We start from the raw sequence: 12,948 nt of genomic DNA on the forward strand, positions 1-12,948 counted from the left end.
CTTCTTGCTCCCGTGCGAATTCCTTGCAAATCCGGGCGCAGGCCCCATCTCATTCGTTTCAACCTCACAGGGATTCGGCCGCTTTGCCCGCTGTGGCGTGCAGTGCGGTCGTGCTTGCATGGCCACCAATTTCCTCACCAAACTGTTCGGCAGCCGCAACGACCGGCTGCTAAAGCAATACCGCAAGGCGGTTGCGCGCATCAATGCGCTGGAGCCCGAGTTCGAGAAATTGAGTGACGAGGATTTGCGTGGCAAGACGCAGGAGTTCAAGGAGCGCATTGCCAAGGGCGAGTCGCTGGACGACCTGTTGACCGAAGCCTTTGCCGTGGTGCGCGAGGGCTCCAAGCGCGTGATGAAGATGCGTCACTTCGACGTGCAGATGATTGGTGGCATGGCGCTGCACGAGGGCAAGATTGCCGAGATGCGCACGGGCGAGGGCAAGACGCTGACCTCGACGCTGGCGGTGTACCTGAACGCGCTGTCGGGCAAGGGCGTGCACGTGGTCACGGTGAACGACTACCTGGCCGGGCGCGATGCGCAGTGGATGGGGCGGCTGTACAACTTCCTGGGCCTGACGGTGGGCATCAACCTGCCGCAGATGCCGCGCGAGGAGAAGCAGGCGGCCTACAACGCCGACATCACCTATGGCACGAACAACGAGTACGGCTTCGACTACCTGCGCGACAACATGGTTTACGAGCCGCGCGACCGCGTGCAGCGCCAGCTCAACTACGCCATCGTCGACGAGGTGGACTCCATCCTGATCGACGAGGCGCGCACGCCGCTGATCATCAGCGGCCAGGCCGAGGATCAGACGTCGCTGTACCTGGCGATGAACAAGATCGTGCCGCAGCTCACGCGCCAGGAGGGCGAGGCTGACCCGCGCACCGGTGAGGGCGTGATCACGCCGGGCGACTTCACCGTCGACGAGAAGACGCACCAGGTGTTCCTGACCGAGCAGGGCTACGAGAACGCAGAGCGCATCCTGGCCGGCGCCGGGATGATTGCCGAGGGCGCGTCGCTGTACGACCCCGGCCACATCACGCTGGTGCACCACCTGTACGCGGCGCTGCGTGCCCACCACCTGTTCCACCGCGACCAGCATTACGTGGTGCAGAACGGCGAGGTGGTCATCGTCGACGAGTTCACCGGCCGCCTGATGGCGGGCCGGCGCTGGAGCGATGGGCTGCACCAGGCGGTCGAGGCCAAGGAGGGCGCGCAGATCCAGGCCGAGAACCAGACCATGGCCTCGATCACCTTCCAGAATTACTTCCGCCTGTACGCCAAGCTGGCGGGCATGACCGGCACGGCCGACACCGAGGCCTACGAATTCCAGGACATCTACGGGCTGGAGACGGTCATCATTCCGCCCAACAGGCCGATCCAGCGCAAGGATCAGCACGACCGCGTCTACAAGACGACGGCCGAGAAGTACAAAGCGGCCATCGACGACATCCGCGAGTGCCACGAGCGCGGCCAGCCGGTGCTGGTCGGCACCTCGTCGATCGAGAACTCGGAGATCATCGACGACCTGCTGACCAAGGCGGGCCTGCCGCACCAGGTGCTCAACGCCAAGCAGCATGAGCGCGAGGCGGACATCATCGCCCAGGCCGGTCGTGCGGGCATGATCACGATTGCCACCAACATGGCGGGCCGCGGCACCGACATCGTGCTGGGCGGCAACGTCGAGAAGGACATCGCCGCGCTGCAGGCCGACGAGTCGCTGAGCGAGGACGAGCGCGCCGCACGCACCGAGGCGCTGCGCGCGCAGTGGAAGCTGGACAACGAGAAGATCAAGCAGCTGGGTGGCCTGCGCATCATCGCGACCGAACGCCACGAGAGCCGGCGTATCGACAACCAGCTGCGCGGCCGTTCGGGCCGCCAGGGCGACCCGGGCTCGTCACGCTTTTACCTGGGCCTGGACGACGACCTGATGCGCATCTTCGCCGGCGACCGGGTCAAGGCGATCATGGAGCGGCTGAAGATGCCCGAGGGCGAGGCCATCGAAGCGGGCATGGTCACGCGCAGCATCGAGAGCGCGCAGCGCAAGGTCGAGGCGCGCAACTTCGACATCCGCAAGCAGCTGCTCGAATACGACGACGTGGCCAACGACCAGCGCAAGGTCATCTACCAGCAGCGCAACGACATCCTGGACACGCAGGATCTGGCGCCGATGATTGCCGCGATGCGCGACGATTGCCTGAGCAGTGTGGTGCGCCAGTACGTTCCGGCCGAATCGGTCGAGGAGCAGTGGGACGTGGCCGGCCTGGAGAAGGCGCTGGCCAGCGACTGGCAGGTGCAGCTGCCGCTGGCCAGCGAGGTGCAGGCCTCTGACAGCATCACCGACGAGGACATCCTGGAGAAGGTGCTGGAGGCCGCGCGCGAGACCTTCGAGGCCAAGGTGGCGCTGGCCGGCGCCGAGCAGTTCAACCAGTTCGAGCGCGCGGTACTGCTGCAAAGCATGGACACGCACTGGCGTGATCATCTCTCGGCGCTGGACTACCTGCGCCAGGGCATCCACCTGCGCGGCTATGCCCAAAAGCAGCCCAAGCAGGAGTACAAGCGCGAGGCGTTCGAGATGTTTGCCCAGCTGATCGAGCAGATCAAGAGCGAGGTCACGCGCATCATGATGACGGTGCGCGTGCAGACGCCCGAGCAGGTCGACGAGGCCACCCATGCTTATGAAGAGCGCGCCGACCGCGTCTCCAACGTCACCTACAGCGCGCCGACCGAGACCGGTGAGGTGCAGACCACGGTGGACGAGAGCACCCGCGCAGCCCAGATACCGCGCGTAGGCCGCAACGACCCCTGCCCCTGCGGCAGTGGCAAGAAGTACAAGCAATGCCACGGCAAGCTGGCCTGAAGCCGTAGGCCCGGTGATCTGAGGAGAGTTCCATGCCCGTGAATCTGACCGCTCCCCAGGCGAGCGACCTGCACCCGGTTGCCGGCGTGCGCATCGGAGTGACCGAAGCAGGCGTGCGCAAGGCAGGCCGCAAGGATTTGACCGTGTTTTTGCTGGACGAGGGCGCCAGCGTGGCTGGCGTGTTCACGCAAAACCGCTACTGCGCCGCGCCGGTGCAGGTCTGTCGCGAGCATTTGCAGGCGGGCTGCGGCATTCGTGCGATGGTCATCAACACCGGCAACGCCAATGCGGGCACGGGTGCGCCAGGCCTGGCCGGCGCGCGCGCCACCTGCGCGGCGCTGGCCCAGCACCTGGGGGTGGACGCGGCGCAGGTGCTGCCGTTTTCCACCGGCGTGATCATGGAGCCGCTGCCGGTCGACCGCATCACGGCCGGACTGCCCGCCGCCCTGGCCGATGCCCAGCCGGCGCACTGGCTGCGCGCGGCCGAGGGCATCATGACAACCGACACTCTGCCCAAGGCCGTGAGCCGGCAGATTCGGCTGGGCGGACGCACCGTCACCGTGACCGGCATTGCCAAGGGCGCCGGAATGATCCGCCCCAATATGGCGACCATGCTGGGTTTCGTCGCTACCGATGCGGCCATCGACCCCGCGCTGCTGCAACCGCTGGTGCGGCAACTGGCCGAAGGCTCGTTCAACCGCGTGACCATCGACGGCGATACCAGCACCAACGACTCCTTCGTCCTGGTGGCTACGCACCAGGCGGGCAATGCGCCGGTCACGTCGCTGGACGGCGGCGACGGCCAGCAGCTCGCCGCGGCGCTGCTGGAGGTCGCGCGCTTGCTGGCGCAAGCCATCGTGCGCGACGGCGAGGGCGCGACCAAGTTCATCACGGTGCGCGTGGAGGGCGGTGCGGACGCGGCTGAATGCCGTCAGGCGGCCTATGCGATTGCGCATTCGCCGCTGGTCAAGACCGCTTTCTATGCCAGCGATCCCAACCTGGGCCGCATCCTGGCGGCGGTGGGTTATGCCGGCATCGGCGACCTGGATCAGACGAAGATCGACCTGTATCTGGATGACGTTCACGTCGTCACAGAGGGCGGTCGCCACCCGCAGTACCGCGAGGAGGACGGCCAGCGCGTGATGCAGCAAAGCGAAATCACGGTGCGCGTGCTGCTGGGGCGCGGTACGGCCAGCGACACGGTCTGGACCTGCGACCTGAGCCACGACTACGTCAGCATCAACGCCGACTACCGTTCCTGAAACCTGCACGGCGCTTGACCAGCCGGGTGTTTGCCCCCATGAATGACGCACTGATCCACTTGCTCGCACGCGCCGAGCAGCTCATCACCCGCATCGAGGCGGTTCTGCCCCAGCCGCTGGCCGCGCCTGACTGGACTGCCGCCATCGCCTGGCGCTATCGCCAGCGCAGCAACGGCTTTGGCACGCTGGAGCCGGTGCGCCACGTGTCGACCATGCGGCTCGACCAGCTGAAGGAGATCGACGCGCAGAAGGACAAGATCGAGCGCAACACGCGCCAGTTCGTGCAGGGGCGGTCGGCCAACAACGTGCTGCTGACCGGCGCGCGCGGCACGGGCAAATCCTCGCTGATCAAGGCCTGCCTGAACCGTTATGCGGCCGAGGGGCTGCGGCTGATCGAGGTGGACAAGACCGACCTGGTCAACCTGCCCGACATCGTCGACCTGGTGGCCGAGCGCCCAGAGAAATTCATCATCTTCTGCGACGACCTGAGCTTCGAGGAGGGCGAGGCCGACTACAAGGCGCTCAAATCCATCCTGGACGGCTCGGTGGCCGCCAGCACGCCCAACGTGCTGGTCTATGCCACCAGCAACCGCCGCCACCTGCTGCCCGAATACATGAAGGACAACCTGGCCCAGACGCGCAGCGAGGACGGCGAGATCCATCCGGGCGAGGTGGTCGAGGAAAAAATCTCGCTCTCCGAGCGCTTCGGCCTGTGGGTGAGCTTCTACCCCTTCAGCCAGGACGAGTACCTGGCCATCGTCGCGCAGTGGCTCTCCAGCATGGGCGTGGAAGCCCAGGAGATCGAGCAGGCGCGGCCCGAGTCGCTGATCTGGGCGCTCGAACGCGGCTCGCGCAGCGGCCGCGTGGCATGGCAGTTCGCCCGCGACTGGGCCGGGCGCAGGCAGCACGCATGACGCAGGAGCGCAAACACACCGAGGTGGCCGTCGGCATTCTGCTGCGCGGCGACGGCGCGCTGCTGCTGTCCACCCGCCCCGCCGGCAAGCCCTATGCCGGCTATTGGGAGTTCCCCGGCGGCAAGCTGGAGGCGGGCGAGAGCGTCGAGCAGGCGCTGCGCCGCGAGCTCATCGAGGAGCTGGGCATCACCATCGGCCCGGTGCAGGCCTGGAAGGTGACCGAGCACGACTATCCCCATGCGCTGGTGCGCCTGCACTGGTGCAAGGTGCGCCAGTGGCAGGGCGAGTTCGAGATGCGTGAAGGCCAGGCCATGTCCTGGCAGCATTTTCCGCTGCAGGTCAGCCCGGTGCTGCCCGGGGCCTATCCGGTGCTGGAGTGGCTGGAGCAGGAGCGCGGCGGCGGCTGAAGCCCGGGCGCAGGGGCAGATGCCTTGTCATGCCCATGTATTTGACGCAATGCAATTGAATGGAATGATCCAGATGCTGCAACGGCATGCTTTGCGTTTTGAATGTCAGTGACGATAAATCTTACATAAAACTGACAGTTCGTTCGGAAGCATCGTCCTCTCGGTTGCTTACGTTTCTCTGACAAAAAAAGCCATTCGCGGGTATTTTCTATCAGGGATTTATCCGCTTGGATTGCGGGGCCAGCAGGAATAAATTGAATTACGGCTTGCAAATGCTTGCACGCCGTTGAGGCGACGTGTTCGATGTCTGGGGTGTCGGTTTGGCCCTGTGGCCGGCAGCCAACCTCGCGTCATCAAGATGAGTTTGCAACCCACGGGTGCCGCCCGGTTTGTCCGGGATCAAAGACCATATAAGGAGACACATGTCACACGCTAAATCCACCAAGGAGGCGACGCTGATCTCGCGCCGCGATGCATTGCAAATGGGCGCTGGTGCCGCATTCGTCAGCTTTGGCGGCATGCGCATTGCATTTGCACAGGACAAACCCGCCATGGGAACCTGGCCCGCGGGATCGCAGGGCGATACGGTCTATATCGGTGCTGCCGTGCCATTGACGGGCAGTTATGCCGTTCAGGGCGAGGACGAGCGCAAGGGCATGGAGCTGGCCATCGAGCACATCAATACCAACCATGAATTGATGAAGAAGCTGGCTCCTAAAATCAATAATGGTGTTCTGGGTAAGAAGGTCGGTTTCTTGTCGGCCGACTCGGCAGCCAAACCGAACCAGGCATTGCAGGTTGAGCAGACATTCATCAACCAGCACAAAGTCATTGCGATGATCGGCTCGACTTCGTCGGCCGTGGCTGTGGCAATGAATAAATTCGCGCAACGCGAAAAAATCCTCTATATGGCTGGTATTTCAGGGTCAAATGACACCACGGGCAAGGATTGTGTGCGTTATGGATTCCGTCAGGGCGTTTATGCCGAAATGACGGCCAATGCGCTGGGTCCGGTTTTGGTCAAGCAATTTGGCAAGAATCGCAAGGCCGCATTCATGACGCCGGATTACACCTACGGCCATACGACCACTGAATCCATGCGCAAATTCCTGGTCGAGCAGGGCGGCTGGACCATGGTGACCAACCAGGTTTCTCCGTTTGGTACGCAGGATTTCAGCCAGTATTTGACCAATATTGCCAACTCGGGCGCCGAGTTCTTGGTTAACGTCAACTGGGGGCGTGACGCTGCGCTGTCGAGCCAACAGGCCAAACAGTTTGGCTTACTGCCAAAAATGACGCTCGTGCTGCCCTATCAGATTCCGTTCTTTGCGCGTGAGGCGGGTGTGGACATCAGTGAAGGCGTTTTTTCTGCAACCGACTTCTGGTGGACACTGGAAGACCAGTACCCGTTGGCCAAAATGTTTGTCGAAACATTCCAGAAAAAATATGGCTATCGTCCCGAATGGGGTGCAGAGAATGGCTATATGAGCTTTGCGCACTGGGCACGCATGGTGACCGAGGCCAATAGTTTCTATCCGCCCGACGTGATCAAGCAGTGGGAAAAGGGCGATGCCATTCCCCATTTACTGGGCGATTTCCATTACCGCCCCCAGGATCATCAATATGTCCGGCCAGTCATCATCGTCCGCGGCAAGGCCAAGAAGGACATGAAGAATCCCGAGGATTTCTGGGAAGTCGTCGAGATCGTCCCGGGCGACAAGGTCATCCAGGCGCCTGACGCCTTTGGCTGCAAGCTGGGTGATTACACCTGAGTGATGCGCAACCCGGGTGGGGTAAATAACCCGCCCGGGATTCCTTCCTTGTATTTTCTGTGTAATTCCATCCCTGGTCGCAAGGCCGGGAGGTGGTTTTGCGCCGGAAAAAATTTCCATCGATCAACGATGAAGGCAGGTCAGCGTGATTAACTGGGCCAATTTCATATCGCAATTGTTCAACGGGCTGGTGTTGGGAGCGCTTCTGGCGCTGATTTCGTCTGGCCTGACGATCATTTATGGCACGCTGGGCGTGCTCAACCTGGCGCATGGCGCCATGTTCATGCTGGGTGGCTACGCTGGCTGGATGGCGTTCACCTATACCAACTCTTTCATCGTCGCGGTGATTGCCGGGGCGTTGTTCGTCATGCTGGTCGGTATATTGACCGAGCAGCTCATCATCCGGCATTTCTATTCGCGGCCGGACGAAGACCAATTGCTCGTCACCTTCGGCCTGGGCATCGTGTTCGTCGAACTGGTGCGTTTCTTCTTTGGTTCGCTGTCCAAGACCGTGCCGCCGCCGGCGCCGCTGATGGGGATTACCGACCTGGGCTTCATGGTCTATCCCACCTACCGCATCGGTCTGCTGGCCATCATCGCCGTGGCTCTGTTCGTGCTGTACTGGGTGCTGTACCGCACGCGCATCGGCATGATCGTGCGCGCCGGCATCGAAGACGCGGTGATGGTCGACTCGCTGGGAATCAACGTCTACCGCATCTTCATGCTGGTCTTCGGCATCGGCGCGATGGCGGCCGGGTTTGCCGGAATCGTGAATGCACCCGTGGTGTCGGTTGCCCCCGACGTGGGCGACGCCATTCTGGTTCAGACCTTCGTGGTGGTCGTGATCGGTGGCGTTGGCTCGTTCCCGGGCGCCATCCTGGGCGGCCTGATTGCCGGCGAAATCATCAGCCTGACCTCGATGGTCAATCCGGCGTATTCCTACGTGATGCTGTTCGTTGCGATGACGCTGGTACTGGTGTTGCGCCCGCGCGGACTGATGGGCAGCGTTGGCCGCAATTGATAGCAGGGAGCAACAATGACAAGACAACGCCCGTTCCTCGTCGAGACCCTGACGCTGATTGCGCTGGTACTCGCCCCCTTCGTGTTGCCGCACCTGGGTTTTTCTCCGGCGACGATCAACCGCATCCTGATCTGGGGCCTGGTCGGCATCGGCTTTGACCTGCTGTTTGGCTATACCGGCCTGCTGTCGTTCGGCCAGTCGGCGTTCTTTGGCTCGGGAGGCATGTTTGCAGCCTATCTGCTCACGCAGACCTCGTTCACCAACACGATTGCCGCCATCTTGCTGGGCACCGTGTTCGCTGGCGCCATCGGCTATGTGATTGGCCTGATTGCACTGCGGCGTACCGGCATCTACTTCGCGATGATCACGGTGGCGATCGCAGAGGTGTTCTTCTTCGTGGAGTTCAACCCGCTGTCGGAGTTCACCGGGGGTGAAAATGGCCTGCCCGGTGTTCCGCAGCCCAACCTGGATCTGGGTTTCTTCAACATTGAGTTCACCAGCAACATGGCGATGTACGTGTTCTTCGCGTTCTGGTATTTCGTCGCCATCGTGATTGCGCTGCGCATCGTGCGTTCGCCGTTCGGCCTGGTCTTGCGCGCCATCCGCGAGAACCCGATGCGCGCCGAGGCACTGGGCCACAACATTCACAGCTACAAGCTGGTGGTGTTCATCATCGCTGCCATGTATGCCGGTTTTGGCGGCGGGCTGCTGGGCCTGATGCAGGGCTTCATGCCGCCGGACGCCTTCATGTTCCACACTTCGGGCGAGATCGTCATGCAGACGGCCATTGGCGGCGCGGGCACCTTGTTCGGCCCGCTGCTGGGCGCGCTGGTGTGGCTGTACCTGAGCGACTTCTTCCAGACCGTGCTGAACCTGGGCGCGTCCTGGAGGCTGGTGCTGGGCATCGTGTTCGTGCTGCTCGTGGTGTTCCTGCGCCGCGGCCTGGCCGGCGCGATTGCCGATCTGTACCACATGGCGTTCAAGCGCAAATCGCAGCCGGCGCCAGTGGCCAGCGCTCCGGTGCCTGCTGTGACGGCACGCCCCGCAGTGGTCGCCTCCAAGGCGACGGTCAGCAAGAGCGGCCCGATTCTGCAGGCCACCGGCCTGACCAAGCGCTATGGCGGCCTGTTCGCCAACAGCGACATCGACTTCACCGTCAATCACGGCGAGATCCGCGGCATCATCGGTCCCAATGGCGCGGGCAAGAGCACCTTCTTCAAGATGCTGACCTGCGAGGTCGAGCCCACGGCGGGGCGCATCGTGTTCGACGGCAAGGACATTACCGGCATGAGCGTGATCGACGCCTGCCAGATGGGGCTGACCAAGAGCTACCAGATCAACCAGCTGTTCGAGAAGCTCACGGTGCGCCAGAACCTGATGATTGCGGCGCTCGGCGAACTGCGCGGCAAGTTCAAGGCCGACCTGTTCAGAAGCCTGCACAAGGTGCCCAAGCTGGGGCGGCTGGTGGAGCAGACGGCACAACTGGTGAATCTGACCCAGCGCCTGGACTCCCCGGTCTCCGAACTGGCCTACGGCGAAAAGCGTCGTCTGGAGATCGGCCTGGCGCTGGCTACCTCGCCCAGCCTGCTGCTGCTCGATGAACCGCTGGCTGGCATGAGCCCGCAGGAGCGCGTGGAGACCGTGGCGCTGCTCAAATCCATTGCCCATGGCCGCACGTTGGTCGTCATCGACCATGACATGGATGCGCTGTTCGAGTTGGTGGAGAAAGTCACCGTCCTGCAGGAAGGCCGTCTGCTGGTCGAGGGCACGCCCGATGAAATCAAAGCCAATCCCATGGTCCAGGAGGCCTACCTGGGTGGCGTGTACGGCGAGGAGATCGTATGAGTCTGCTGGAAGTACAAGGGCTGAACAGCTATTACGGTGACAGCCACATTCTGTTCGACGTGGGCATGCACGTGGAAAAGCACGAGGTGGTGGCGCTGCTGGGGCGCAACGGCGCGGGCAAGTCCACCACCTTCAAGAGCCTGATGGGCGTCGTCAAGCCGCGCAGCGGCAGCGTCAAGCTCGACGGCATGGAGCTGGCCGGCAAGAAGGCGCATGCGATTGCCCGCGTCGGCATGCAACTGGTGCACGAGGAGCGCCGCGTGTTCGGCAGCCTGACCGTGGAGGAGAACATCATCCTGGCGGGCCTGACGGCCGAGAACAAATGGCCGCTGGCGCGCATCTACGAGATGTTTCCGCGCCTGCGCGACCGCTGCCGCAGCCGCGGAACCGACCTGTCCGGCGGCGAGCAGCAGATGCTGGCCATTGCCCGCGCGCTGGTGCGCGACCCCAAGATCATCCTGCTCGACGAGCCCTTCGAAGGGCTGGCGCCGGTCATCGTCAAGGATCTGGTGCGCATCTGCCGCGAGCTGTCGCAGGCGGGGCAGACCATCGTGCTGATCGAGCAGAACCTGGCGGCAACGCTGGCTCTGGCCCAGCGCGTCTACATCCTCAACAACGGCCACATGGCGCACGAAAGCTCGGCCGCGGATCTGAAGAAACACCCCGAGATCATCCAGCGCTATCTGGGGGTATGACGCGGTTTTATCGTGGCGCCAGCGGGCAAGGAAGCTGGCTCCACTTTTGTTCGGCGGCCCTGCATGGGCCGCCATCGTTTTGAGCCAAGGAGGAGACCATGGCACAGCAGGCCTATGTCGTCGGGCGCATCACCGTCAAGGATGCTGCGCTGTGGGCCGAATACCGCAGCAAGGTGCCGGACACGCTGTCGCCATGGGGCGCCGAATTGCTGTTTCGCGGCGAGGCGGTGGCAACGCTTGGCGGGTATGAAGAGCACAGCGACATCGTCACCATCGGTTTTCCGTCAGTGGAAGCGGCACGGGGCTGGTTTGCGTCGCCGGCCTACCAAGCGCTGGTTGCGCTGCGTCAGCGGGCGGCCGACGTGGTGCTGGTGGTCTACGCGTCGCCCTGACCCGGCACGGCGGTGGGCGGGTTTTCGCCCGGCAGGCGAAAGTCTTCGTGCGCCCAGGCGCCCAGGTCGATCTGGCGGCAGCGCTGGCTGCAAAACGGGCGCCAGGCGTTGCTGCTGTCGTAGATGCTGGGGCCGCCGCAAGTGGGGCAGGCCACGGTGCGCGTGGCGGGCCGTGGCTGGGTGGGGCGGTTGGTACGGTTGGTGGCAGGCATGGTCGGCCGGATCATCCGCACAGTGTGAGCTCGAAACTGGCGTCGTCGGTGCTGGCCATCAGTTTGCCGCTGTCCTGGGGGTCAACCTGCATCAGGCGTACCGAGACGATCAGGCGGTTGCCGCTGATCTCCGGGATCAGGCCCAGCGCCGGGTCGATGCGCAGGCGCAGCAGCTGGAAGCTGCGCCCCTGGGGCAGGTTCTGCTGGAACTGGCCATGGTGGGCCACCATTTTCTGCGGCAGACCCGCGTCGCGCAGCAGGCGCAGCAACAGGTCGATGGACTCGGCCAGCGGGGCCAGGTGCTGCACCCAGCCTTCGATGTCCTGCTGGCGTTGCTCGGTGCTGTGGTGCTGCCAGGCGTAGTACGACGGCAAGTCGAAGCCGCAAGTGCCGCCCGGAATGCCGACCCGGCTGCGGATCGACATCAACCACTCGTTGTCGGTCAAGGCATGGCCCGCCTTGCCGCTTTGGGTGTTCAGCGTGGAGAAGCAGTGGTCGATCTGGCCCATGATCTCGTCGAGCGCGGCTTCGGAGATCGACGGGTTGCCGCGGTAGCTGGCCAGCTGCTGGCGGTGCTTGTCCAGGTCTTTGAGCACGTCGGACTTGAGGTCGGCGCGCGCGGCGACGTCCATGACCTCGAAAATCGTGACCAGCGCGAAATGGTGATCCAGCGCCGCGCTGCGTGCCATCAACTCCCCCAGCCTGCGAAACAGGTGCTCCAGCCGCAGATAGGTTCTCAGGCGTTCATTGAAGGGGTATTCGTAGAGGATCACGCTGGCATTTTCCTGGTTGGTCCGATGTGCTGGCCCTGGCACACGGTACTTCTGCATTATCCGGGACGCGGCTGGGGCGATTCAAAACCTTTGTGTCAGCGTTTGCATCCCGCCGGTGGCGTGCGGCTGCCGCCGCAGGGCTGGGGCGGCGATCACGCGCCCAGCGATGTGGCTACCTGGGCGGCCAGTGCTTCGAGCTGCTGCAGCGACAAGCCGTCGTTGTACACGACCCAGTCGGCAGCCATGCAGCGCACGGCGCGGCTGCTTTGCGCGGCCATGATGGCTTCGACGGCCTGCGGCTGCAGCCCGCTGCGCACCCGCACGCGCTCGATCTGGGTGCTTTCCTGGCAGTCGACGACGAGCACCGCGTCGAGCCGGGCCGGCCAGTGGCTGGATTCGGTCAGCAGCGGAAGGTCGAGAGCGATAAGGCGTTTGCCGGAATGCTCGGCCTGCGCGGTGGCCCGTGCGATCGCTTCGCCGACCAGCGGATGGATGATGGCCTGCAGCCGGTTGCGCGCCAGGGGCTCGGCAAAGACCAGCGCGCGCATGCGCTCGCGATCCAGCGCGCCGCCGGCGTCGATGAAGTCGTCGCCAAACTGCGCGCGGATGGCGGCAATGGCGCTGCCGCCGGCGGCCGTCGTGGCGCGCGAGAGCGCGTCGGCGTCTACATGCGCCGCACCATGACGCGCCAGCAGCGCGGCAAACGTGCTCTTGCCGCTGCCAATGCCGCCGGTCACGCCCAGGTGGAAGCTGTGGCGTTTTTGGGATGATGCGGTGTGTGCAGTTGCCATG

The 12,948-nt window shown here is 63.7% G+C and carries 12 protein-coding genes; 9 read left to right on the forward strand and 3 right to left on the reverse strand.

Annotated elements, in window-relative coordinates:
• The first annotated feature begins 118 nt into the window (after window positions 1-118).
• From secA to ABD767_RS11220, 9 genes are all read left to right on the forward strand, one after another.
• A complete protein-coding gene (secA, locus tag ABD767_RS11180) occupies window positions 119-2,863 on the forward strand; it encodes a preprotein translocase subunit SecA (protein WP_103044447.1) in 2,745 nt (914 codons plus the stop codon).
• A gap of 32 nt (window positions 2,864-2,895) precedes the next feature.
• Window positions 2,896-4,125: a bifunctional glutamate N-acetyltransferase/amino-acid acetyltransferase ArgJ gene (argJ, locus tag ABD767_RS11185; protein WP_103044446.1), complete on the forward strand. Its 1,230-nt coding sequence runs from the start codon at window positions 2,896-2,898 to the stop codon at window positions 4,123-4,125.
• Between the two features lie 38 nt (window positions 4,126-4,163).
• Complete coding sequence (locus tag ABD767_RS11190) at window positions 4,164-5,039, forward strand: DUF815 domain-containing protein (RefSeq protein ID WP_103044445.1); 876 nt, start codon at window positions 4,164-4,166, stop codon at window positions 5,037-5,039.
• Window positions 5,036-5,446 carry an NUDIX domain-containing protein gene (locus ABD767_RS11195; protein ID WP_103044444.1) on the forward strand — a complete coding sequence of 137 codons (411 nt, stop codon included), beginning with the start codon at window positions 5,036-5,038 and terminating at the stop codon, window positions 5,444-5,446. The genes ABD767_RS11190 and ABD767_RS11195 overlap by 4 nt, the downstream gene beginning before the upstream one ends.
• A gap of 422 nt (window positions 5,447-5,868) precedes the next feature.
• Window positions 5,869-7,218, forward strand: coding sequence for an ABC transporter substrate-binding protein (locus ABD767_RS11200; RefSeq protein ID WP_103044443.1), 1,350 nt, complete (start codon window positions 5,869-5,871; stop codon window positions 7,216-7,218).
• 145 nt (window positions 7,219-7,363) lie between these two features.
• Complete coding sequence (locus ABD767_RS11205; protein ID WP_103044442.1) at window positions 7,364-8,239, forward strand: ABC transporter permease subunit; 876 nt, start codon at window positions 7,364-7,366, stop codon at window positions 8,237-8,239.
• A gap of 15 nt (window positions 8,240-8,254) precedes the next feature.
• On the forward strand, window positions 8,255-10,084 hold the full coding sequence (locus tag ABD767_RS11210) for an ABC transporter permease subunit (protein WP_103044441.1): 1,830 nt from the start codon (window positions 8,255-8,257) through the stop codon (window positions 10,082-10,084).
• A complete protein-coding gene (locus tag ABD767_RS11215) occupies window positions 10,081-10,779 on the forward strand; it encodes an ATP-binding cassette domain-containing protein (protein WP_103044440.1) in 699 nt (232 codons plus the stop codon). The genes ABD767_RS11210 and ABD767_RS11215 overlap by 4 nt, the downstream gene beginning before the upstream one ends.
• A 98-nt stretch (window positions 10,780-10,877) precedes the next feature.
• Complete coding sequence (locus ABD767_RS11220; protein ID WP_103044439.1) at window positions 10,878-11,171, forward strand: DUF1330 domain-containing protein; 294 nt, start codon at window positions 10,878-10,880, stop codon at window positions 11,169-11,171.
• On the opposite strand, the gene ABD767_RS11225 is transcribed toward ABD767_RS11220, so the two are convergent.
• The 3 genes from ABD767_RS11225 to coaE form a co-directional block, all read right to left on the reverse strand.
• Window positions 11,156-11,383, reverse strand: coding sequence for a DNA gyrase inhibitor YacG (locus tag ABD767_RS11225; RefSeq protein WP_103044455.1), 228 nt, complete (start codon window positions 11,381-11,383; stop codon window positions 11,156-11,158). The two genes, ABD767_RS11220 and ABD767_RS11225, sit on opposite strands and share 16 nt — an antisense overlap.
• Before the next feature lie 11 nt (window positions 11,384-11,394).
• Window positions 11,395-12,156 (reverse strand): cell division protein ZapD, encoded by a 762-nt coding sequence (zapD, locus tag ABD767_RS11230; protein ID WP_103044454.1) that lies wholly within the window; start codon window positions 12,154-12,156, stop codon window positions 11,395-11,397.
• A gap of 152 nt (window positions 12,157-12,308) precedes the next feature.
• Window positions 12,309-12,947: a dephospho-CoA kinase gene (gene coaE, locus ABD767_RS11235; protein ID WP_103044438.1), complete on the reverse strand. Its 639-nt coding sequence runs from the start codon at window positions 12,945-12,947 to the stop codon at window positions 12,309-12,311.
• Window position 12,948: the final 1 nt, after the last annotated feature.

The organism is Comamonas faecalis, assembly GCF_039538025.1.
Classification (GTDB): domain Bacteria; phylum Pseudomonadota; class Gammaproteobacteria; order Burkholderiales; family Burkholderiaceae_C; genus Comamonas_C; species Comamonas_C faecalis.

Coding starts and splice junctions, on each gene's coding strand:
- secA (WP_103044447.1), top strand. CDS start 119: ATGGCCACCAATTTCCTCACCAAACTGTTCGGCAGCCGCAACGACCGG.
- ABD767_RS11200 (WP_103044443.1), top strand. CDS start 5,869: ATGTCACACGCTAAATCCACCAAGGAGGCGACGCTGATCTCGCGCCGC.
- ABD767_RS11225 (WP_103044455.1), bottom strand. CDS start 11,383: ATGCCTGCCACCAACCGTACCAACCGCCCCACCCAGCCACGGCCCGCC.
- ABD767_RS11215 (WP_103044440.1), top strand. CDS start 10,081: ATGAGTCTGCTGGAAGTACAAGGGCTGAACAGCTATTACGGTGACAGC.
- ABD767_RS11195 (WP_103044444.1), top strand. CDS start 5,036: ATGACGCAGGAGCGCAAACACACCGAGGTGGCCGTCGGCATTCTGCTG.
- ABD767_RS11220 (WP_103044439.1), top strand. CDS start 10,878: ATGGCACAGCAGGCCTATGTCGTCGGGCGCATCACCGTCAAGGATGCT.
- ABD767_RS11190 (WP_103044445.1), top strand. CDS start 4,164: ATGAATGACGCACTGATCCACTTGCTCGCACGCGCCGAGCAGCTCATC.
- argJ (WP_103044446.1), top strand. CDS start 2,896: ATGCCCGTGAATCTGACCGCTCCCCAGGCGAGCGACCTGCACCCGGTT.
- coaE (WP_103044438.1), bottom strand. CDS start 12,947: ATGGCAACTGCACACACCGCATCATCCCAAAAACGCCACAGCTTCCAC.
- ABD767_RS11210 (WP_103044441.1), top strand. CDS start 8,255: ATGACAAGACAACGCCCGTTCCTCGTCGAGACCCTGACGCTGATTGCG.